The following is a 22,667-nucleotide window of genomic DNA, read 5'->3' as shown; positions in this document are numbered from 1 at the left end:
TGGTTTTAGTAGGTATACCCTCATAGTAATAGATTGCCAGGGCAAAGAAAAGCTAGATTCATGGAAGGGGATATGAGAATGACAATACAAAGGGAAAGTCGGTTATGGTACAAGCAGTCTGCTGAAATCTGGGAAGAGGCTCTGCCGATCGGAAACGGGAAGCTGGGCGGCATGATATTCGGTCATGCGAAGCAGGAGCGCATTGCGCTGAATGAAGACAGTGTATGGTACGGCGGACCGCGAGATCGCAATAATCCGGATGCCTTGCCGCATTTGGAGCAAATTCAAAGGCTGCTCAGAGAAGGAAGGCTGCGCGAGGCGCATGATTTGTCCGCGATGGCTTTGTCAGGCGTGCCCGAGACGCAGCGCCATTATATGCCGCTTGGCGATTTGCAGCTATCTTTTCGTTATGAGGATAACGGGAAAACGAGTGAATATGTGCGTGACTTGGATGTTAACAAGGGCATAGCTTCGGTTGCGTTTCGTATAGGCGAAACGGTTTTTCGTCGGGAACATTTTGCTAGCTTTCCGGATGAGGCGCTCGTTACAAGATTGACATCGGATAAACCCGGAGGCATCAGCTTTACGGCACGTTTGCTTCGGGGAAACAATCGTTATTACGATGAATTGGTGAAGGCCGATGCTAACACGATTGTCATGAGGGGCATATGCGGCGGCTCGGGCGGCTCCGATTTCCGAATGGCGCTGCGTGCGCATGTTGAAGGAGGTTCTATCTCGATCATCGGTGAGCATCTTGTCGTCGAGGGAGCTGACAGCGTGACGCTGATCCTAACGGCTGCCACCTCATTTCGACATGCTGACCCTGAGGCTTATGTGATTGAAACGGGCTCGAAGGCTGCACAGCTCAGCTATGAAACGTTGAAAAAAAACCATATCGACGATTTCGTCCGTATGTCGAGTCGAGTAAGCCTGCAATTAACGGATGCATCAACGGCTGCTGTTGAAGGCCTGCCAACGGATGAGCGGTTAAGGCTTGTTCAGGAGGGCCATGCGGATAGCGGGCTTGTGGCTTTGTACTATCAATACGGTCGCTATTTGCTCATATCTAGCAGCCGATCTGGCTCGTTGCCAGCTAATCTGCAAGGCATATGGAATGAGAAAATGCTTCCGCCATGGGATAGCAAATATACGATAAATATTAATGCGCAGATGAACTATTGGCCAGCCGAAGCAGGCAATATGGCGGAATGCCATGAACCGCTGTTCGAGCTCATTGAACGGATGCGGGAGCCGGGCCGGATTACCGCCAAGACCATGTACAATAGCGGCGGCTTTGTCGCTCATCACAATACGGATATTTGGGGAGATACGGCACCCCAGGACATCTATTTGCCAGCTTCCTATTGGACGCTTGGAGCGGCATGGCTATGCCTGCATTTATGGGAGCATTACGAGTATGGGCTAGATCTGGCTTTTTTGGAAAAGAGCTATCCGGTCCTTCAGGAATCGGCACAATTTTTCGAGGAGTTTCTGACAGAAACGGAAGAGGGCTTGCTCGTGCTGAATCCGTCTGTTTCGCCGGAGAACACGTATAGGCTGCCAAATGGCGAATCAGGCACGTTATGTATTGGCGCTTCCATGGACAGCCAGATTCTGTATGAGCTGTTCACGGCTTGCTTCGAAGCTGCGAAAATACTCGGGTTGGAAGCAGCTGAGCAGAACCGCTGGGAGAGGATACGTGCGCGCCTGCCAAAGCCTGCAATCGGCAAGCATGGACAGATTCAAGAGTGGATGGAGGATTACGAGGAGGCAGAACCTGGCCATCGGCATATTTCACATCTATTCGCGCTTCACCCCGGCAAGCAGTTTACAGTGAAGGGTACGCCGGAATGGGCGGCGGCAGCCAGAGTAACGCTTGAGCGAAGATTGGAGAGCGGCGGTGGCCATACAGGTTGGAGCCGTGCTTGGATTATTAACTTCTGGGCAAGGCTTCAGGATGGCGAGAAGGCGTATGAGAATGTGCAGGCGCTGCTCGGCCACTCGACGCTGCCCAATCTGTTCGACAACCACCCTCCTTTCCAGATCGACGGCAATTTCGGCGGTACGGCGGGCATATCGGAGATGCTACTGCAAAGCCATGCTGGCTATATCCATCTGCTGCCGGCTATGCCGTCCGCATGGAAAGACGGCGAGATCACGGGTCTGCGTGCCCGTGGCGGCTTCGAAGTGGATATCCGCTGGTCAGGCGGCAAGCTTGCAGAAGCGCGCATTCGTGCGACAGCTTCGAATAGATGTGTTCTGTTTGCGTGTGGAGAGTTGCTGGTCTTGAAGGATGGTCGGGAGCTGAGCAGTCTCCAATATGAAGATGGGTTTGCGGTTTGGCAGGCGGCAGCTGGCAGCGAGTATGTCGTGACGATAAGAGAATAGTGGATTTGCGGATAGATGGCCTGCACGTTAATGTGCGGGCTGTTTTTTATGTTCCATAGTGAGGGGGAAGGCTAAGTCATTGTGCTGCAGCAATCCAGAAGCTGATGGGAGGGATTGCGTGATCTGATGGAAATGAGAGGTAATGATTAATAAAGAAGACACCGGTTCCCGAAATGGGATACAGATGTCTTCTTTTTGTTGTTGGGGAGGCCAGCGAAGAAAAGAACAAGTTCTTCAGTGCCCTCCTTTATAGGGTGGCTATTTACACTAACTATAGTGTAAGAAATTTAAAAATGTAACTATACTGAAAGCATTAATTCAAGGCTGTGTCTCATTTCTGTGGCTATTAAGTCAATAATAGATTGAGGAGAACCGTGGTACGCTTTCTCCAGTGCGCTGTAATAATCCTGTCGGTTCTCATTCCGTATTATTGCGGGAGGGTATCCATTTTTCATGAGAATGACATTCATAACAAGCCTGCTCACTCTTCCATTGCCATCAGTGAACGGGTGAATTGCTGCAAGTTTGTGATGGAATAATGCGGCCAATTGTATGGGGTGCATTTGAGTCTTTTCAGAATCATACCACTTTATTAAATTATCCATTTCAAGTGGGACCTGAATTGCAGAGGTATAATGGTGGATGTTACCTGATAAGGTTAGTACATGATTGTCGTGCTTCTTATACTCCCCTGGAGAGAAGTCTATATTTCGTACCCCTTGGAACAAAATGGCGTGGAGGTCTTTGATCAAACGCTCGGTCAGTTCCCGTTCATTTACCCCTTCTTGTACAAAATCTATCGCTTCCGCATGGTTAACTATTTCAAGGTGTTCCCGTAGTGATTTTCCCTTTACTGTTAAACCTTCTCTAAGAAAAAAAGATGTTTCTTGATAAGTAAAGGTATTACCTTCAATTGCATTTGAATGGTAAGTCCACTCTTCCCTGAATTTTTGGGCAATCGTCTTCATTAAGTCAGGTTTTAACGGACGCCGATGATCGACCTGCTCACGTAATTTATCCATTTTCTCAAACATATCACTTATTCCTTCCGTGTGATAATCATATTAGTATTATATCAGATACTACTATGATAAATACTACGCTAGTAGAAATACCTATCATTAATGCCCCTATGAACATTGTATTTTGCATGACAGCGTGAAGAAAAGGGCCAAAAGCTTGAAGTGCATATCGCCTCAGACATTAACGACCTCTGGGTGGAATTTCCTCACGTGGAGCAGTTGAACTTAAAGCTGGTAAAGCCATCAGAGGTTGCCGCAATCTTAACGAAAGCGCTGGAGCAGGGCTAGGACCATGGGGTGAAATTCAGCTTTTATTATGATCACAATAAAGTTGGTGATCTTTATCTATACCTTGTATCGTTGCATACTTATTACCCCATTCACACATGGTGTTTAATACTGGTAAAAATGATTTTCCTAGATCTGTTAAGCTGTATTCTACTTTTGGTGGTACTTCTTTAAATATTACTCTTCGTACAAGTCCATCTCTTTCTAACTGTTTCAATTGATCTGTTAAGACTTTTTGTGTAATTCCAGGTATTAATTCATAAAACTCTTTTGTCCTTACTGATTTTTGACTCAAGAAAAAGAGTATTAAACATTTCCATTTCCCTCCTGCAATGTTCATAAAAATGTTGATTCCAGTATTATAGTTAACCATGTGCTGTTCCTCCTGAATAGATACTTAAAAGTGGCTATACCACATTTTTGTGCGTTATTTTCATATTTATTATTGCTTACTATAATCAAAGGTGCAATTAATAAAAAATTTGGAGTTGATATGATGAGTGTGAAAAATATTTTGGAAAAAAGACGTTCAGTTAGACATTATGATTCAAGTTATAAAATAAGTTCAGAAATTTTAATCTCACTAATTGAAAGTGCGAGTAAGTCACCAAACGGAAATAATATTCAAGCAACGCGATACTTAATTATTGATGATCCAGAATTAAGAAGTTTATTGCTACCTATAGCCTTTCATCAACAACAAGTGGTAGAAGCTTCAACTTTAATTGTTATGTTGGGTGATTATCAAGCGTTTGATAAAGATAATATTATTAAAATACATGAAGAAGGCTTTCAAGCAGGTTTTTTTGATGGATCGCTAAGAGATTATCTTGCGAATGCAGCAATAAATTATTATGAGAATAAAACAAATGAAGATCTAAAGCTAGAATTAACTAGAGATGTAAGTCTTGCGTCAATGTCATTAATTTTGCTAGCAAATGAAGCTGGTTTTGAAACAATTTCTATGTCAGGCTATGATTCTAAAAAATTAAAAGCAATTTTAAATATTTCTGAAAGGTATTTAGATGTTATGCTTATAGCTATTGGTAAAGGTACTAAAGCCGGTCATAATACTGTAAGGCATAATGTAAATAAGGTAATGTATAGAAACAAAATAAATGAGGCAGACAAATAAATATGTTACTCTGATTCCGTAATTGGCCGCTATTATTGAGCAACATAGAAGAAAAAGATCAATCTTTTTATTTATTGTAAAATGCTGGTTTGTAAGATTTTTATGACACTTATAATGTTGAAGTACAGTCTCGATGTATGGCGGCATTGCCCAATGTTATCAGGATATATCGTTACAGTATTTAATTCTATTACCTTGAAGGGCTTGCAGTCCTTCAAGGTTATTTGCTTTTCACACTCCAAGCCCAATAAAAAACCGCCTATGTGGCGGCTAGTTAAAGAGAAGGGGCATAAAAACAAAGAGAAAGACGATCAGCACAATAACGCTGCTAATGCGAGTCATGAGAATGTACGCATCGCTGGGCTCGGATCTTCCTTTCACCATCCATCCGTATCTCATAAACCATCCGAATTTAGGGAAAAAAATGTTAAGTATAGCAATGAGGATAAAAAGAAACGCAAAAATCACTATTTTCATCACCTCCTTACACTTATTACCGCCAATAATCAGTATATGTTCCAGCCTGCCTAAACGCGTACACAAACGAATGGCCATGCCTTTCAAGTAAAGTCCAGCACCACATTGTTTCACACCCCTAAGTTATGGGATAATTAATAAGGTAAAGATCACCAGGAATGGAGCATAGCCATGAACAATTTCAGCATAAAGAAAAAGGCGGATTTGGCACTGCTTTTTTCTGCTATCGGCATATTTATCGCTTTTCCGTTCCATGATTCATTTGTAGGCGGGCTGTTGTTTTCATTGTTTAGCGCGGCTACGATTGGCGGGCTTGCCGATTCATTCGCGGTTAGTGCGTTGTTCGGAAACCCGCTGCGGATCAAATGGCCGTCGTGGATGGGTACGAATATCATTGCGCGCAACCGGGAGCGGCTGATCGGAGAGCTCGTCAAGATGGTCCAGAACGATCTGCTAACCATCCCGAATATTAAGGAACGGCTCGATGAGTACAATATTGCCGAGGTGTTGGTGACGTATTTGAGGGAGCATGGCGGCGAAGAAGGGGTCAACGATATTTTGCAGCAGGTTGCGAATGATGTGATCACGACCATCGATTTGCAGGAGCTGGCCAAAACCGTGCAAACCTTTCTGCTTGAGCATGCCGATTCGATACCCGTGTCGAACATTGCCGCTGATGTCGGAGATTGGACGATCCGAAACGGCTATGATGACCGTATTATTGAATTCATGATCCCTGAATTGATTAAAATCGTGAAATCGGCCGCATTTGGATCCGTCGTGGATCAAATTGTGAAATCGGCGATCAAGTCTTACGAAGGCGATAAATTCAGGCGGAAGCTTATTGATTTCACGGCTGGGCTGGAGGCTGCCAATATTAGCGGAAGACTGCAGGATTGGCTCGTTTCCTTCTTGGAGAAATTCCATGACGAGGTTCATCCTCAGCGCAGACAGATCAAAGCATTCATTGCACAATTCGTAGTTCGTCTTCGCACCGACGAGCAGTTGAGGGAGCGGATTGAAGCGGGCAAGCTCAGCCTGCTGGCAGCTGTGAAGTCTGATATTAAGCTGGATGTATATATCCAGCGCGGACTCGAGGCGCTTCGAAATGCTGCAGCCGACAATGCCGAGGGACAGCTTGCGCGTTACCCTTGGATCAAGGATAAGGTCCGTGAAGGAGTCAGCTACCTGGGAAGCAATGGCGAGCTGCTTGAGCGCATTGATCAGTACGTGAAAACAACGGTGCTGAAGTGGATGGAGCAGAAGCATTCTTATATCGGGAAGCTCGTTACCGACAAGCTGAACGATTTCTCCGAGGATGAGCTTATTTCGCTCGTGAAGGAGAAAGCGGGCAAGGATCTGCAATATATTCGGATCAATGGTATCGGAGTTGGCGCGCTTATCGGCGTCGTGCTGCATCTTGCAACGTTTTGGATCGGGGGGCATGCATAAATGGCAATGAGAAAAAAAGCAAATCGCAGCTTGGTTATTTTGGCCATCTTATTCGTCATTGCCGCTTGCTGCTTGTACATCTTCCCGGATAGCTGGTGGACGCGAATGCTTCTCTATACAACGGAAGCGGGTCTTGTAGGCGCATTGGCTGATTTATTCGCGGTAACGGTGCTGTTCCGCCATCCCTTTGGCTGGAAATGGATTCCCCATACGGCTATCATTCCAAAAAATCGCGACAAGCTGATTGAAGGCGTTGCGAATATGGTCGAGCAGCAGCTGCTGAGCAAGGATCTGCTCAAGGAGAAGGTTAAGCAAATTTCGCTTGTCGAAATCGGCATTGCTTGGATAGACCGCAGACCGCCTGGCATGCTGTCGGAGCAGGGGTGGAGAGTGGTATCCACCTTGATCGCCAAGCTCGATATGAAAGGAATCTCAGTCATTATTGACGAGAAAGCGCGGAGCAGCTTTGGCAAGGTCAATCTGTCTCCATATGCGGGCAAGGCGCTCAAATGGGCCATGGATAAAGGCAATTTCCAAGTATGGCTCAGCCAGATCGTTGAGCTGGCGGCGGAACGCGCGGCAGATGAGCGAATGAAGCCCATCATCCGCGAGCTGCTTGGGAAAGAGAAGGAGAAGTTTGTTAATCAAGGAAGCATCTTCTCGAAGTGGCTCAAAAAGATGGCCGTGGAGATTGCTGAATCGACCAACGCGCTTAATCTCGACGATGCAACAAACGTATTGTTCGAGGATTTGCAGCTGTTGATCGATGATCTGCGGAATCCGCAGCATGAGCTGCGCGTGCTTCTTGAGAGCATGGTCTATCAGCTAGCCGACAATTTGCAGAATCGGGAGGATGTGGCTGCCGCGGTCAGTGAATGGCGGGATGAGATGATCGACAAAATCTCATTGCTTCCTACGATTGAAGCTTTACTTGGGAATATCAAGCAGCTGCTCATTCATGAGCCAAGTCTGCAGCTGGCCGTTCAAGAAAAACATACGGTTAACCCTTCTGATATTAAAGGGCTGATCAACGACTTCATTGCTTCGTATTGGGACTGGTTCAAAGCCAATGAGGAGACGAAGGGCTGGCTGGAGCAATATGTCCAGAAATTCGTCAATAAAATGATCGAGACGGAGCATGCCATAATCGGAGTTATTGTGCGCAAAACGCTTGAAGGCTTTACCGAGCAGAAGCTCGTTTACTTTATTGAAAGCAAGGTCGAAACGGATCTGCAGCGCATACGCCTCAATGGCGCCTATATAGGTTCAGCGCTCGGCGCAGCGTTCTACCTGCTGCTGTACGGCGTATACGAGCCGCTGTTGAAACTGTTTTAAGAAGAAGCTTTCACCTTTTCGGGGTTCCCGGGGTGAAGGCTTCTATTTATTTAAAACAAACCCATAAAGTTTGCTTTTACCCCCGTGCAATCCAAAATAGAGTCAGGTAGTATGGAGATATGCAGCAGCAAGCAGAGCACGGCTCATGAATATGCAATAGAGGCGGGGTGGAAGGATGCTGCGAGTACTTATCGTAGATGATGAATTCGAGATTCGCGAAGGTTTACGAAACCGCTTTCCTTGGGATTCTTACGGGATCGATGAGGTGTTGACTGCCGACGACGGGGATACGGCGCTTATGCTTGCGCTTGATAAGAGACCCGATCTCATCGTGACCGATATCAAAATGAACCGGATGTCCGGGCTTGAATTTCTTCGGGGGTTGGTACCCGTTCAGGATTATAAGCCGGAGTCCATTGTCGTCAGCGGCTATGACGATTTCGAACTGGTGAAGCAAGCGATGCAAATCGGCGTGCTGGATTATATCCTGAAGCCGATAAATCTGAAGGAGCTGGACCAGATCGTCTGCACCATGATCGACCGTATTCAGAAACGTCAGCTCGATCAGCACAACGAGCAGCTGCTGCTGAGCCAAGTCAAATATGCGATCCCGAAGATGCGTGACGAGCTACTCAGAGAAATGATCGAGCAGGACTATGATCCCTATCGCGGAGCAAGAAGACGGCATCGCCTGCAAACGCTGGATTTGGAATGGATCGCCGAGCAGCAGCTGACGTTGGCTGTCATCGAAGCGGATGATTTGAAGGCGATTGAAAACCGTCAGACTCGGGAAAAGGATCTGATCCTGTTCGGGATCGGCAATGTGGTGAATCAAACGCTGGAGGAGGAGAACCCTAATCCCTTCGTCCTTTGTACGGATAGCAGCGGCCGCTGGGTTGTCATATTCGGCTGCCCGCGTATTGAGCATGCACAGCAGAGCCAGGGCATGGCACAGCTATGTATTCAAAGAATTAATGAATTCGTTAAGGTGAAGGCGAGTGCGGGGATGCGCACGACCCCCTGTACGTTCGAGCATTTGCATGAGATGTTCGCCGAAGCGTTAAACGTGCTGGAGCAGAAAGCGGTATATGGAGGGAACCGTCTATTTACCGAGCAGGGACTGTACTATGAGGGTGATGGTGGTGATCTGTCGCTGAGCGAGCCCGATGAGGTGCTAGACCTTGTGAAATACGGCTCCGATGAGGACATCACGGCGGCGATGGAGCGATTCGTCGAGATGGTCCAAGCTTGGCGGCTGTGCCAGCTGAGAGACATTCAGCAAAAAATATTCGAGTGGCTGTTTGAAGTATTCCGCCGTGCGGCTTCTGCAGGCATTCCGAATAAGGCGTGGGGCAGCAATCCGATTGCCGTGTGGGAGCAGCTCGAGCAATTCGATACGCTGCAGTCGCTTCGAGAGCAAACGGAGATGTTCCTGCATGCAATCGCCGCAGACTTCCGCAAGCTGTCTGCAACGCCAAGCCAGATCGTCACCGAAGCGGAGAAAATCCTGCACCGTGATTATGCCGAGAGCTTGACGCTCCAAAGCGTAGCGCAGGCCGTACATGTTACGCCGGTTTGGTTAAGCAAGCTGTTTAAGAAAGAAAAACGAAAAACGTTTTTGGAGTATTTGACGGAAATTAGAATCGAGAAGGCAAAGGACATGCTAGGCGACATTCAGCATAAGGTGTATCAAATTTCTTATCAGGTGGGGTACAAGGACCCGGTGCATTTCTCTAAGCTGTTCAAGAAACAGGTAGGCTGTACGCCTAAGGAATATCGGAGACAAAGAGGTATTGCGGAAGAGTAAACAACATCCTTATCCAATCAAGCAGGTACAACAAGAGGCAGCTTCCAGGTAGATTGTGCTTAACCTAGGGAAGCTGCCTTTCGTTTATCTGTAGAGATTCACTTAATGGTATTGTTTCGAAATGCTTGACAGCTCGATCGTAATGAGCTGCCTTTCGTATATTTTCAGAGGTTCACTTATCCGTGTTATTTCGTAGTGCTCGGCAGCCCGATCGTAATGATCTTGTAAGGAGCGACTTCAATCGTGTTGCTAACCAAATCTTGGCTATTGTCCTCCATAATGGTGCTTATATACGCGCCAGTTGAGGCATCCGGATGCAGAGCAAGATGAATGTCGGAGCTGCCCAGATTATACCACCGAGCCATGCTGTCTCCTCGCTCCTCGTTGACCTTTAGGCTGGAGAAGGCGAGCTGATCGCCGTTCCACTTCAGGAAATCATGTACGGGGGGAAGCTCTCCCTCATGTACGCTGGCACCGATGACGGTAAGAGGAACCGGGTAGCGGTACGCTTCGCGGTATGCCTCGAACCGTTCAGCTTCGCCAGCATAAGGAAGCAGCAGCCATTCGGCTTCGTTCGTACCGAGGCACTGCGCTTCCGGCGTATGGAAGACGCCCCAATCGCCAAGCTCGCCTACTGCGCGCAGCAGCGTCAAGGCAACGGTGTTTCTGCCATCCTGCAGCACCTCGTATTCATTCAAGCCTTTGCCTGCGACCGTGAAACCGCGGTGGTCGTCATGCACGTCGATGAACGCTTGCATATGCTGGCAATTGCTAGGATTTTCCCATTCTTTCTCGGGAATGTTTTTTCTTTGCGCAACCTCGAAGATTGAATCGGCAAAATGCGTGTCCGACATAATATCGGTCGGAAGCAGAACCCGAAGCCTATGGTCCTTGGACTGATTCTCGATACGCGCATGCGCATGTACGCCTTTCCCTTCGCGCTCCAGGCTGAGGCGCGTTACGATGACCAACGGGACAAGCTCTTCCGATCTAGCGGCCTTCCGCTCGCGGAACTCGACCATGGTGCGAATCTCGCCGGCGAGCCGATTATCCGCCTCCGCCGGTATGGCAAGGCGATGTACGATTTCAATCGCTGCTCGGAAGGGGGTATCCTCCACGATTCGGATTTCGGCTCTGCTACCTTTGGTTGTCAACGCGACATCAGAGATTGGCTGTTTGAAAATATATTCATTGCCGATATCGCCTACATTCTCATAGTGGCCGAGATCAAGGAAGAGCTGCTGGCTGTTTTTGTCATAAAGCGAATAACTGCCGTCCGCCTCGACCGAAAGCCGAAGATGTTGGTTCTCAAGTGTCCGATCTCCGGTAATGAGCGTTTCTTTAGCCGTAGATTCCATACTGTCTCCAGCGCGGCTCGGAATCCAAGCGAAGCTGCCGTAGCCCATCGAAGGCAATGCCCCGGTCTCGAAGGTTAAGCGGAGCGCGCGGGCCATGTATGGCTGACGGAATTTGTCCTTCGGCAAATCATAGCCGAAGCGGACGCCGAGATCCTCGGCGCTGAACGCCACGCGGTTCCCGTCCGAATCGACTAAAAAGCCTTCAGCGAACGTGCGGTCGCCCACCTGTTGAGCGATGGCGACAGGATTCTCGCTTTGATCGAAGTAACGGTGCGACCACTCAACCTCGGCGGTTACGACGGAAGAGCCTTCATACCCGCTGGTGTTGAATACGATTAAAGGCGCAGCATCGGGTCCGAATGAAGCGAAGGGAGTCGTATCTACCTTGCTGGCAATAAAATTGGCGCTCTCGCTGATAAGCGCTTTGCCAACCTCCATGCTTTTGGCAAAACGAGTCTTCATTTCCTGGTATACTTCGTCTACGCTGCAGCCGCAAATGCTGTCATGCGGATGGTTCTGCATCAACGTTTTCCAAGCGTATTGCAGAAGTCCGTGCGGATATGCTTTGCCGAGCTGATAGGCGAACGTGGACAGCGGCTCGGCGATCTTCTCCAGAAGCGTCTGGTTCCGCTGATTAAGCTGCTTGATATAAACCCTTGCGGATGCCGTGTTGACGAGAGAATACCAGCCATCGGTTTTCTGGCCCCGAAGCTCGCCTTGCGTCAGGCTGAGGCTGGATGGCTTATCCGCATGCAGTGCTTTCTTGTAGTCGTCGAAATTAGAATGGATGAATTCATAATCCGGGAAAAGCTCGCGGGCGACGCGCAGCGCCTCGGACAAATTGGTCTGAATCGGCTGATGATCGCAGCCGTTCATGAGCAGGAGATGCGGAGTGGACGCGTATTGCTCCGCTCTGGCCAACCGATGCTCCCAATAAGGCTTTGCGAGTGCCGGATCAACGGGAATTTCCATGCCGTTGTTATACCAATTGGCAAATAGAATCCCTAGGACGCTTGAGCCGTCTGGCGCCTGCCAGATTAGCTCGGAGTAGGGAGATTCAAGCCCGGCGGTATCCTCGACACGATTATTGAACCCGGTCGCTTTGACGCCTCTGCCGAACACGGCGGTATCTATGCCGGCTTGGCGGAGCAGCTGCGCCGCTTGCCCCATATTGCCAAAGGAATCAGGGAAATAACCAAGCTTTGAGATAGGTCCGAACTTGCGGGCATCGTTATGTCCGATCTGCAGATTGCGGACATTTGCTTCGCTGCTCGTTAGGAACTCATCCTGCAAAATATACCAAGGACCCAGGGAAAGCTTGCCTTCATCGCATAGCCGTGCGATGATCTCGCGCTTCTCCGGGTATACCTGCAAATAATCGTCCAAAATAATCGTTTGTCCGTCGAGATAAAAGCTGCGGAATTCAGGATCGTTCTCGAATGTATCCAGCAGCGTGTCCATCGTTTCAACCAGCTTCACATGATGGGCTTCGTAAGGCATATACCATTCCCGATCCCAATGGGTATGGGAAATGACATGAACCACCCGCTTCGATGCAGTCATCGTTGTTCCTCTTTTCCGTGGAAGGTTTGATCGTACGCCATTAGTGTAAAGAATCGCCCGAAGCGCTTCAATGAGACAAACAGAAACTTTAATGTGAATTATTATCGTATCGTGGAGAATGTGATTAAAGACGTAAAGAAGCGACTAAGCAAGTTAGAAATACATATTGCATCAACAGCGGATTGAAGGTTAAAATCGAGGACAAGCTTATTTAAGCGAGTGGGAATACCGGAAAGCAGGTGCATGCAGATGAATAAAGTTTCCTTTCGGCTCGCTTCATCCTTCCGCAATCGGATGATTCTTATTTTCTTTATGATAATCATTGTGCCATTCCTGCTATTTGCCTATTACGCGCATATTAAGTCCATAGAAGGCATCTCCAATACGAATACAAAGATGTCGATGAGCTATTTGCTGCAGGCACGAAAAAACTTCGAAATCTACCTGGGCAAGCTTAATGAGCAGATCAATGAAGTGATTGGTAATAAGGAGCTTCAGGAGCTGCTGGAGAGGGAGCCTTTAGACCGCGCAGAAGAGGAAGCGTTTACAGTCAGCCTCCTGACCGCTCTCTATCAAGCGACGCCGGTCATCGATGCGTTCAGGGTCAAGGTCTATCCGATCATACCGACGAATTATCCGTCCTATATGAGGACAATCGACGAATCGATACGGATCGGGGACCAATATTGGTTTCAGCGCTCCAAATCGACGGTGAGCCCGACTTGGTATTTAACGATGCCGAAGCAGGGGAAATACGGGAAGCCGCTGCTATCGTATGTGAAACGATTCTCGGGTTTATATGATCAGAAGCTGAGAGGAATCATCGCAACCGATTTGTCCGAGGATTACCTGAAACGCTACTTCTCTCCATCGGACCAGTTGAAGGACCAAAAGCTGCTGCTCATCAATGAGCATGGCGTGGTTCATTATGATTCCACGGCAAATGAATGGACAGGGAAGGAATTCCCGTCCGCTGCGCTCATTTCTTACATAAAGTCAGGTGACGAGGGGTCTACTTCCATTGCGGTCGAAGGACAAACCTATCTCGCTACCTATCTGAAGATGGCGAACCATCCATGGACGATCGTCAGCCTTACTCCGCTGCACGAGCTGACTGGAACGATAGATGAGATCAATCGCATGCTCGTTATTTTTCTTGTGGTTTATCTCGTTTGCTGCATTAGCGTGGTCTTTTACATTACCGCTTATTACACGCAGCCAATCGCGCATCTGGTTCGTTTAATGAGGAGACTCGAGGCGGACAATCTGCATTACCTGCTGCCCTGGTCGTCGCGAAAGGATGAGGTTGGCTGGCTGTACCGTGGGGTAAGCAGTCTCGTGCAGCGAATCGAGGGGCTAATCAAGGAGGCAGCGCTCTCGGAGCGCAACAAGAAAGTGCTGGAGTTTCAAGTGCTCAGCCATCAGATAAACCCTCATTTTCTATACAATACGCTGGAGTCCATTCGGTGGAAAGCGGAAAACCACGGACGAAGCGACATTAGCGAGATGGTATCCGCGCTCGGCAACCTGCTTCGGCTCAGCTTAAACCAAGGCAAGGAGATTACGACGCTGCGAAGGGAAATTGAGCAGGTAAAAGCATACGTGCTGATTGAGCAGGCGAGGATGGGCAAGGCTGTCCGCATCTTGTACGCCTGTGAGGATGCTTCGATGGATTTGCCATTCTTGCGGCTGCTTCTGCAGCCGCTGATAGAGAATGCGATCCAGCACAGCGTAAGGGACGATTTCGACAAAGGCAAAATCATGATTACGTCCAGGGTCGAGCAGGAGGACATCGTGATTGAACTCGCGGACAACGGCAAAGGCATACCGGATTCCGTTCTGGAAGAGCTGGAGAAGCTGGAGGAGCCAACCGCGGCATTCAGCCAATCGCGCAGAGGCGTCGGACTGCGCAACGTGAACGACCGTTTGAAGCTGTATTTTGGGGAAGCCTATAAACTGAAGATCGAGACAGCGCCCGGGGCAGGCACCAAAATTACGCTAAGGCATCCGATTCTAAAGGATGGTCAGGAGCCGGATACGATCGGAATGGGCAAAGCATAAGGATCAAAGGAGGCATTACCTTGATAAACAAACGTACTTTTACATTTGTTCTAAGTATACTCCTGATGGTTATGCTCGTTCTCACCTCATGCACGATGAAGAACGTGGAGAACGGGAACAAGGCGAAGAAGGCTGAGCAAGATCAGACTAAAGCTCCTGTAACGCTTAAGCTCCTTACCTGGGCGGATGATACTTATCAGGAGCTGTATGATAAATTCAACGCGAAATATCCTTGGATTACGATCGAGCCGATTCAGATTGACGGCGGAGACGACACGATCATGGACCGCATTATTGCGCTTCAGGCAGCGGGAACGCCAGCTGATCTCACATGGGTCGTTGGTGACCTTCTGCGGTACGAGGAAAGCGGCTTGCTGGAAAATTTGAAGCCCTATATGGATAAAGACCGTTCCTTCCAAAACAAAGTGCTGCCTGACGGCTATTTCGATACGATGGTCTTTAATGGCCGGAGGCTGGCGGTACCGTTCGTTGACGTGCCGATGTGGATTATCGTCAATAAGGATCTGCTCGCGAGGCATGGCATTGACATGCCTCCCAATGATTGGACCTTCGATGACTTTAGGGATATTGCGAGACGTGTAACGGACCCGTCAGCTGGAGAGTACGGCCTGACGACAAACAGCGACTTCGTCATGCGCCTGCTGCCGATGAAATCAGCGGCTGATGGCCATGCTCCCAATTTGGCGTATTTGAATGAACGGTTGACCCAGAGCTTGCTGCATACGCCGAATATATTGGATGATGTGCGCTGGCTGCAGGAATTCGTCACAAAGGATGGCTCCATGCTGTCTTGGGAGGCTGCCGCAGCAAACGGCGAAGTCGTGAGGCAATTTGCCAATGGCAAAACAGCCTTCGAGATCGGCGGCGACTGGCTGCTGCCAAGGCTGCAGAAGGAAGCGACGTTTGAATGGGATATTCTGCCTTTCCCGAGAGGAAAGGTTAATCAGTATTCCTTCCATATCAATGGACCGCTTGCGCTGCTGAGCGGCTCCCAGCATAAGGAGGAAGCCTATAAATGGATTAGCTTTCAATTCGAGATGGAGGCGCAGAAATGGAAGATCGAGAAGGGGGCCAATGCTTCGGTCATCGATCCGGAATTGACGGCCTATATCGATCAAGTACCGCTATGGCAGGGAAAGAACATCGAAGCGGTCAAGATGACGAAGGATAACGGTCTGGTGCTGCCAGGCGCAACCATTCCGGGCTTCTCCGAATACAACTGGATCAATGTCGTTAACGATATCGTATTTCAAGGTCATGACGTGAACCGCATCATTCCCGAAACCGAGGCCTGGAACAAAAAAACATTGGAGCTTCGGGAGCGGTTGAGACGTAAGCCTTGAGCTCGAAGCGGTGCGCTCTTGAAACCGAAACATATAGCAAAGAGCTTCCTACTAGCAGAATCACCTGCTGGAAGGAGGCTCTTTTTCTCTATTAGTGCGGGAAGAAAAGAGGAGGATAATACAAAACAACAAAGGATAAGAATGACTCATAGCAAGCCAAATGTCGCTACTTTAGAATAAAAGTATCACATATGGGAAAGGGAAATCGATATGAAATCAAATGGAGTCATTCGGGAATTGCTTCGAAACCGCACCTTGCTGCTAATGTTCCTGCCCGTCGCGACGCTCCTTTTTCTATTTAATTACTTGCCGCTCGCAGGGCTGGTCATCGCATTCAAAAACTTCGACTTCGCCAAAGGCATATTCGGAAGCGATTGGATGGATCCGCTGTTCTATAACTTTGAGTACTTGTTCTCTTCCTCCACCGCATTCCGGGCGATTCGAAATACGATCCTGTTGAACGCGTTGTTCATTATCGTAGGCCTGCTGTTCGAGGTAGGGTTCGCCTTGCTGCTTAACGAGATTCGGAACAAATATTTCAAAAGGGTCACGCAGTCGCTTACGTTTCTGCCATTCTTCATCTCTTGGATCGTGGTTGGCGTCTTCGCTTATAACCTAATGAACTTCGAGAGCGGCGCCATTAACAGATTGCTTGAGAACATCGGCATGCAGCCTATCGACTTCTACAGCGAAGCGGGCTTGTGGCCGCTCATCCTGACAATTGCAGTGAGGTGGAAGGTTACCGGCTACGGCACGATTATCTATTTGGCAGCACTAACCTCCATCGACAATTCTTATTACGAGGCGGCTTCGATTGACGGCGCCACGCGTTGGCAGCAGATTCGCTACATCAGCATTCCGATGCTAAGGCCGACGATTATTATACTGACGCTGCTTGCGGTCGGGCGAATCATGAATGCGGACTTCGGCATGTTCTACGCGATGGTCGGAGATGCGTCTCTCTTGTTCCCGACAACCGACGTCATTGATACATTCGTTTATCGCAGCTTGCGCAAATCGGGAGATATCGGCATGGCATCCGCCGCTGGCTTCCAGCAGTCGATTATCGCTTTCGTGCTCATAATCGGCAGTAATTACGCGGCCCGCAAAATCGACAAGGATTCGGCGATTTTCTAAAACGTCTTTTCACATCAAGGGAGGTTCACCTATATGCTTGCCAAAAAAGTTTCCATCTCGCAAATGGTCATCATGATTGCCATCTCCCTGTTCAGCCTGTCCTGCCTGTTCCCATTTATAATGGTTATTTCAGGCTCGCTCAGCACGGAGAAGGACATTATGGACTATGGCTACTTGCTCTGGCCGAAGACGGTAACGTTCGATTCCTACCGGATTCTGTTTCTCGGCTCCACCCGAATTATCGACGCTTACGGCGTTAGCTTATTCGTCACGATAGTCGGCACGGTGCTGTCATTGTTCGTAACTAGCATGGGCGCATACGTGATGGCGAGAAGGTCATTCAAGTATAGAAACATATTGTCCATCTATGTCATCATTACGATGCTTTTTAACGGAGGGCTTGTCCCTTGGTACATCATTTGCGTCAGATACCTGGATCTGAAAGATACGTTATGGGCGCTCATATTGCCGATGCTGGCCAATGCGTTCAACATGTTCCTCATTCGCAATTTCATGCTGTCGATCCCGGAGGATATGAACGAATCGGCCAAAATGGACGGCGCAGGCGACTTCAAAATCTTCTACAGCCTGATCCTGCCTCTCTCATTGCCCGTGCTTGCCACGGTTGGCTTGTTCGTTGCCCTAAGCTATTGGAATGACTGGTTCCTTGGCCTCATGTTCGTCGACAAGCAAGAGCTGCAGCCGCTGCAGCTGCTGCTGCGAACGCTCATCTCCAATGTGGAGTTTCTCAAGAGCTCAAGCAATGCTTCGGCGATGCAGCGCATTTCGGCGCAAATTCCGTCCGAATCGATTAAGATGGCGCTTACGGTCATCACGATCGGGCCGATTATTTTCTTGTATCCGTTCGTTCAGCGTTTTTTCGTAAAGGGTTTAATGGTTGGCGCCGTAAAAGGATGACTATGTCGGCTTCAGCCGTGTAGTATATAAATCACAAGCTAAGGGGAGAGATTCAGATGAAAAAAAGAAAAGCGAAGCTGCCGTTACTGCTGGCTGCTGTAATGCTGCTTACCGTGATACTGGCTGCATGCAGCTCGAACAACGGGAATGCGCCAAGCAACGGCAAAGCAACGAACGCGCCTTCCGGGGAATCCGGCGAAAAGCTGGAGGATGAGGTGACGCTCAAGTTCTATTTCGGCGGGGATAAAAAAGCGGCTACGGACGAGGTATGGTCCAAGGTCAGCGAATATGTAAAGGCGAAGGGCTTGAACGTGAAGTTCGACATCAACTTTATCCCGTTCGGTGATTTCAAGGAAAAAATGCTCGTTATGGCTGCTTCAGGCGATAACTGGGACATGAACTTCGACGGCGATTGGCTGTCGTACAAGCAGATGGCTGCCAAAGGCTCGTACATGGCGCTGAACGATCTGCTTCCGGAATTTGCGCCTAATCTTATGAAAAAATACGAGGAGCAGGGTACACTTGCAGCTGCTACTGTTAACGGCAACATCGTTGGCCTTCCTTGGACGATGAAGATGAACGAGCGCAAGTTCACCGGCTGGCGCTCCGACCTTGTTGAGAAAGCTGGCCTTGATATACCGGCTGGCTCGATTAAGACGATCGAGGACGTTGACCGCTTGCTGCGTGAGCTGAAGAAAGCATACCCGAACGAAAGAATTTCTCGGACGCCGCCCTTATCGCTCATTATGATTCGCGACGAGTGGGTAGACCTTAATTTCCACGGCCTCGGCTTCTACTTGGCTGACGACAAAATTACGGTTCAAGCGGTTGAACAGCAGCCTTTCTATCTAGAGGCGGCAAAGCTGGCAAAGGTGTGGTATGACGATAATTTGATCAATAGAGACGCGATGATCGATAAGTCGGACGAAGCGGCAGAGTGGAGAAACGGCAAAAAGCTGTTTACGGTCACGTCCCATGAATGGGTAAGCGCGAATCCAGGCTTCTCCGATCCAGCTTTCAAAATGGAGTCGGCTGAGCTGTATCCAGACAAACGCTTTGTTAACCGTACGGCGCTCGCTAACGTCGTTGCGATCAACCGCAATTCCAAAAATCCGGAGCGCGTGCTTCGCCTTCTGGATATGATCGAAACCGACAAAACGCTTTATGACCTTGTGCAATACGGGATTGAAGGCAAAACGTATGTGCTGAACGGCGAAACGGCGGAGTATCCGGAAGGCATGGAAACGACGACGAGCAACTACATGGAATGGGGCGGCCAATGGGCATTCTGGAAACCGCAATTCATGCGTCCGACGATGACGTACGGACCTGATTTCTGGGTGAAGGAAGCTGAATTCGCAAGCAAGCCGAACAATGTGAACTCTCCGATCGACGGTTTGTTTATCGCAGAGGACAATATGAAGAACGAGATCGCCAAACGCGACACCGCAAGCGACGAGCTGAACAGACCGATTGAATTCGGCGTCGCGAAGGATGTAGAGAAGGCGGTAGCGGATTATATCGAGACACAGAAGAAAAACGGACTGGATGTCATTATTGCCGAAACGCAAAAACAAATTGACGCATTCCTAGCAACCAAAAAATAATCATTCACCTACGAGAGAAGCCGACCTGAAGCAATGAAGGAAGGCTTCTCTTTTTGAATAAAATGAAAGCGAATACATTATTAAAAGCTGGCTATTGGGCAGATTGATTGCCTAAGGCATGAGCATCACGGCAAGAACGGTGCTGGTGGAGGCTAAGCTGTTCCAAGCAGCGAATGGCAGGCTGCAGCCGAAAGGCAGCCTGACTCGACTTGCAAAGAAGCCGCCGTACTCCTGCATCGTATGTGTAACCAGCAGCCTTTATCCGCGAGCCTGGTCCCCCGGGATCAGGCTCTTTTTCAATCAACGAGTCACTTCAAAGAGCCATTTCAAAGAGCCTCTAAACAGGCTGAATACTTACTGCTTCTCGGTGTAATCACTTCAAAAAAAGAGATAGGAGGTGGTAGGATCGTCAATAATGGTTTGCTTCGCGATTGCAACAACAATTAAAGGAGGAAAAGCATGCTCGCAAAAAGCAGAAAAAGTGTATGGCTCATTATCTCCCTCGCTTTCGTAATCATTTCCACGCAGCTGTCATTCTCGCCATCCCAGGTTTCCGCCGCTTCAAACTTAGCTCTTAATAAGCCCGTCACGGCAAGCAGTCACACGCAGGTTTATACGGCTGCCAACGCAACGGATGGGAATCAGGCTACTTATTGGGAAGGGGCAGCAAGCAGCTACCCGAATGGATTGAGAGTCGATCTTGGCAGCAGCGAGACGGTCAATCAGGTCGTGCTTAAGCTGCCGGCAGCTTGGGGCTCGCGCACGCAGACGCTATCGATTCAAAAAAGCGGTGACGATGCGAGCTATACAACAGTCGCTGCCTCGGCAGACTACGTCTTCAGCGCAGGCTCGAACACGGTTACGATTAATTTCGCAAGCACAAGCGCGCGGTATTGGAAAGTAAACGTGACGGCGAATACCGGCGCGACAGGCGGCCAAATTTCGGAGCTGGAGGTATATGGGCCTTCATCGACGCCTGTGCCATCTCCAACACCAACACCAACTGTTGCGCCAACGGCTACACCAACTGCCATTTCGGCCTTTGTTCAAACCGCAGCTTCCAGCTACAACAGCCAATTCGGCATCCAACTGGAATCCTCCAGCGAGGGCGGGCAAAACGTTGCTTACGTAGACAATGGCGACTATATCGCGTTCAACAACGTCAATTTCGGCAGCGGAGCATCATCTGTTTCCCTGCGCGTAGCAAGCCAAACGAGCGGCGGCAATATTGAAATTCGGCTAGACAGTGCCACGGGAACGTTGGCGGGAACCTGCGCCGTAACGGGTACAGGCGGATGGCAGTCTTGGACGACGAAGAACTGTTCGGTAAATACGATAAGCGGGGTACATCAGCTGTACTTGAAATTTACAGGCGGAACAGGAAATCTCTTTAACGTCAATTGGTTCAAGTTCACAGCACCTGCTGCTGGCGGCGATGTGGTCGGCAAAATTTTCGCCGGCTATCAAGGCTGGTTCACAGCTGGAGGGGACGGATCGCCGCTCAACAACTGGACGCATTGGTCCAAAAATAACAACACTTTATCTCCGAATTCGAACGTGAACGTCGAGATGTATCCGGATATTAGCGAATACACGAAGCTGTATCAAACGAATCTCGGCAATCTGGGCAATGGACAGCCTGCCAAGCTGTTCTCCTCGTATGATCAGGAAACGGTCAACAAGCATTTCGAATGGATGCAGTCGTACAACATTAGCGGCGCCGCGCTGCAACGATTCGGCGCGGATGCAAGCAGCGCTCCGAACACCTGGAGGCAAAACCGCGACAGCGTTGCCGTGAAGGTGAAGAACGCAGCGGAGTCGTACGGGCGGAAATTTTATGTCATGTATGATATTACGGACCTGAGCCCAACCCAATGGGTGAACAACGTCAAGACCGACTTCACGAACAATGTGGTAGGCGCGATGAATTTGACTGGATCATCCGCATACGCGAAGCAGGACGGTAAGCCCGTCATATGCATCTGGGGAATCGGCTTTACTGATCGTCCCGGTACGGCGGCCGAATCGGCTGAGCTCATTGCATGGTTCAAAAACCAAGGTTATTACGTCATTGGCGGCGTTCCTACTCACTGGCGCAACGGGAATGAAGACTCGAAGCCCGGTTTCCTAGACGTATACAAATCGCTGGATATGCTGTCTCCGTGGTTTGTCGGCAGATTTAGTCAATTAGCAGGAGCGGATCACTACAAAACGAACCAATGGCAGCCGGATTTTGCTTTTACGCAAGCGAACGGCATCGTCTATCAGCCTGTCATCTGGCCTGGATTTGCTTGGAAGAATATGAAAAACGGGCCGATCAACGAAATTCCTAGGCTGCACGGGGATTTCATGTGGCGGCAGGCTTACAATCTGAAAAGCCTAGGGGTCAATACAGGCTATATTGCCATGTTTGACGAATATGACGAAGCGACAGCCATTGCCAAAGCGGCGGCAAACAGCTCCATGATCCCGAACAATCAATATTTCCTTACCCTCGATGCTGACGGCGTCGCCGTATCGTCGGATTTCTATTTGCGCTTAACTGGCGATATTGCAAGGCTGTTCAGCAATGAAATACCGCTTACCGCGAATCATCCGACCACCCACCAATAAGCAGACGTTCGAACCAAATGAAAAGGCGTGCCGAACGGGGGCAGCTGCAAAGCATTCATTTGCAGAGCCTCTAGCCGGAACGCCTTTTTTTCAAAATAGAGTACCTTATAGGTTTCAAGCGATAAAGCATTCTCCTATTTCT

The 22,667-nt window shown here is 49.0% G+C and carries 15 protein-coding genes; 11 read left to right on the top strand and 4 right to left on the bottom strand.

Annotated elements, in window-relative coordinates:
* Positions 1-78: 78 nt before the first annotated feature.
* On the top strand, positions 79-2,388 hold the full coding sequence (locus tag AB4Z29_RS14835) for a glycoside hydrolase family 95 protein (protein WP_441943819.1): 2,310 nt from the start codon (positions 79-81) through the stop codon (positions 2,386-2,388).
* A 299-nt stretch (positions 2,389-2,687) separates the two neighbouring features.
* Here the strand turns inward: AB4Z29_RS14835 and AB4Z29_RS14830 are convergent, their stop codons facing one another.
* Together AB4Z29_RS14830 and AB4Z29_RS14825 are read right to left on the bottom strand one after the other, a co-directional pair.
* Entirely contained in the window at positions 2,688-3,422 is a 735-nt protein-coding gene (locus AB4Z29_RS14830) for a Fic family protein (RefSeq protein WP_441943818.1), read from the bottom strand.
* Between the two features lie 292 nt (positions 3,423-3,714).
* On the bottom strand, positions 3,715-4,071 hold the full coding sequence (locus tag AB4Z29_RS14825) for a winged helix-turn-helix transcriptional regulator (protein WP_441943817.1): 357 nt from the start codon (positions 4,069-4,071) through the stop codon (positions 3,715-3,717).
* A 30-nt stretch (positions 4,072-4,101) separates the two neighbouring features.
* Between AB4Z29_RS14825 and AB4Z29_RS14820 the strand changes: the two genes are divergently transcribed.
* Positions 4,102-4,833, top strand: coding sequence for a nitroreductase family protein (locus tag AB4Z29_RS14820; protein ID WP_441943816.1), 732 nt, complete (start codon positions 4,102-4,104; stop codon positions 4,831-4,833).
* 270 nt (positions 4,834-5,103) lie between these two features.
* Here the strand turns inward: AB4Z29_RS14820 and AB4Z29_RS14815 are convergent, their stop codons facing one another.
* Positions 5,104-5,310 carry a DUF6199 family natural product biosynthesis protein gene (locus AB4Z29_RS14815; protein WP_441943815.1) on the bottom strand — a complete coding sequence of 69 codons (207 nt, stop codon included), beginning with the start codon at positions 5,308-5,310 and terminating at the stop codon, positions 5,104-5,106.
* A gap of 171 nt (positions 5,311-5,481) precedes the next feature.
* Here AB4Z29_RS14815 and AB4Z29_RS14810 point away from each other — a divergent pair, with 171 nt between their 5' ends.
* The 3 genes from AB4Z29_RS14810 (at position 5,482) to AB4Z29_RS14800 (ending at position 9,904) form a co-directional block, all read left to right on the top strand.
* The gene (locus tag AB4Z29_RS14810; RefSeq protein WP_441943814.1) at positions 5,482-6,762 is read left to right on the top strand and encodes a DUF445 domain-containing protein; all 1,281 of its coding nucleotides are present in this window, start codon (positions 5,482-5,484) and stop codon (positions 6,760-6,762) included.
* On the top strand, positions 6,763-8,097 hold the full coding sequence (locus tag AB4Z29_RS14805) for a DUF445 domain-containing protein (protein WP_441943813.1): 1,335 nt from the start codon (positions 6,763-6,765) through the stop codon (positions 8,095-8,097). It begins immediately after the preceding gene.
* A 175-nt stretch (positions 8,098-8,272) separates the two neighbouring features.
* Positions 8,273-9,904, top strand: a complete 1,632-nt coding sequence (locus AB4Z29_RS14800; RefSeq protein WP_441943812.1) for a response regulator transcription factor — start codon at positions 8,273-8,275, stop codon at positions 9,902-9,904.
* Positions 9,905-10,089: 185 nt separating this feature from the next.
* On the opposite strand, the gene AB4Z29_RS14795 is transcribed toward AB4Z29_RS14800, so the two are convergent.
* Positions 10,090-12,825 carry an alpha-mannosidase gene (locus AB4Z29_RS14795; RefSeq protein WP_441943811.1) on the bottom strand — a complete coding sequence of 912 codons (2,736 nt, stop codon included), beginning with the start codon at positions 12,823-12,825 and terminating at the stop codon, positions 10,090-10,092.
* Between the two features lie 249 nt (positions 12,826-13,074).
* Here AB4Z29_RS14795 and AB4Z29_RS14790 point away from each other — a divergent pair, with 249 nt between their 5' ends.
* The 6 genes from AB4Z29_RS14790 to AB4Z29_RS14765 all read left to right on the top strand — a co-directional run bounded on the left by AB4Z29_RS14790 (position 13,075) and on the right by AB4Z29_RS14765 (position 22,525).
* Positions 13,075-14,886, top strand: a complete 1,812-nt coding sequence (locus AB4Z29_RS14790; protein ID WP_441943810.1) for a sensor histidine kinase — start codon at positions 13,075-13,077, stop codon at positions 14,884-14,886.
* A 20-nt stretch (positions 14,887-14,906) separates the two neighbouring features.
* A complete protein-coding gene (locus tag AB4Z29_RS14785; protein WP_441943809.1) occupies positions 14,907-16,250 on the top strand; it encodes an ABC transporter substrate-binding protein in 1,344 nt (447 codons plus the stop codon).
* A gap of 210 nt (positions 16,251-16,460) precedes the next feature.
* A complete protein-coding gene (locus AB4Z29_RS14780) occupies positions 16,461-17,387 on the top strand; it encodes an ABC transporter permease (protein ID WP_441943808.1) in 927 nt (308 codons plus the stop codon).
* Between the two features lie 33 nt (positions 17,388-17,420).
* Entirely contained in the window at positions 17,421-18,305 is an 885-nt protein-coding gene (locus AB4Z29_RS14775; RefSeq protein ID WP_441943807.1) for a carbohydrate ABC transporter permease, read from the top strand.
* Positions 18,306-18,361: 56 nt separating this feature from the next.
* On the top strand, positions 18,362-19,912 hold the full coding sequence (locus AB4Z29_RS14770) for an extracellular solute-binding protein (protein WP_441943806.1): 1,551 nt from the start codon (positions 18,362-18,364) through the stop codon (positions 19,910-19,912).
* 459 nt (positions 19,913-20,371) lie between these two features.
* Positions 20,372-22,525: a carbohydrate-binding protein gene (locus tag AB4Z29_RS14765; RefSeq protein WP_441943805.1), complete on the top strand. Its 2,154-nt coding sequence runs from the start codon at positions 20,372-20,374 to the stop codon at positions 22,523-22,525.
* Positions 22,526-22,667 lie beyond the last annotated feature (142 nt).

Origin of the sequence: Paenibacillus sp. 2TAB23, from assembly GCF_052115165.1 — a bacterium.
Lineage (GTDB): Bacteria > Bacillota > Bacilli > Paenibacillales > Paenibacillaceae > Pristimantibacillus.
This window is presented reverse-complemented; position numbering and strand designations above follow the sequence as displayed.

Excerpts from the sequence above, each read along its gene's own strand:
- AB4Z29_RS14835 (WP_441943819.1), top strand. The coding sequence starts at position 79 with ATGACAATACAAAGGGAAAGTCGGTTATGGTACAAGCAGTCTGCTGAA.
- AB4Z29_RS14830 (WP_441943818.1), bottom strand. The coding sequence starts at position 3,422 with ATGTTTGAGAAAATGGATAAATTACGTGAGCAGGTCGATCATCGGCGT.
- AB4Z29_RS14825 (WP_441943817.1), bottom strand. The coding sequence starts at position 4,071 with ATGGTTAACTATAATACTGGAATCAACATTTTTATGAACATTGCAGGA.
- AB4Z29_RS14815 (WP_441943815.1), bottom strand. The coding sequence starts at position 5,310 with ATGAAAATAGTGATTTTTGCGTTTCTTTTTATCCTCATTGCTATACTT.
- AB4Z29_RS14810 (WP_441943814.1), top strand. The coding sequence starts at position 5,482 with ATGAACAATTTCAGCATAAAGAAAAAGGCGGATTTGGCACTGCTTTTT.
- AB4Z29_RS14805 (WP_441943813.1), top strand. The coding sequence starts at position 6,763 with ATGGCAATGAGAAAAAAAGCAAATCGCAGCTTGGTTATTTTGGCCATC.
- AB4Z29_RS14800 (WP_441943812.1), top strand. The coding sequence starts at position 8,273 with ATGCTGCGAGTACTTATCGTAGATGATGAATTCGAGATTCGCGAAGGT.
- AB4Z29_RS14795 (WP_441943811.1), bottom strand. The coding sequence starts at position 12,825 with ATGACTGCATCGAAGCGGGTGGTTCATGTCATTTCCCATACCCATTGG.
- AB4Z29_RS14790 (WP_441943810.1), top strand. The coding sequence starts at position 13,075 with ATGAATAAAGTTTCCTTTCGGCTCGCTTCATCCTTCCGCAATCGGATG.
- AB4Z29_RS14780 (WP_441943808.1), top strand. The coding sequence starts at position 16,461 with ATGAAATCAAATGGAGTCATTCGGGAATTGCTTCGAAACCGCACCTTG.
- AB4Z29_RS14775 (WP_441943807.1), top strand. The coding sequence starts at position 17,421 with ATGCTTGCCAAAAAAGTTTCCATCTCGCAAATGGTCATCATGATTGCC.
- AB4Z29_RS14770 (WP_441943806.1), top strand. The coding sequence starts at position 18,362 with ATGAAAAAAAGAAAAGCGAAGCTGCCGTTACTGCTGGCTGCTGTAATG.
- AB4Z29_RS14765 (WP_441943805.1), top strand. The coding sequence starts at position 20,372 with ATGCTCGCAAAAAGCAGAAAAAGTGTATGGCTCATTATCTCCCTCGCT.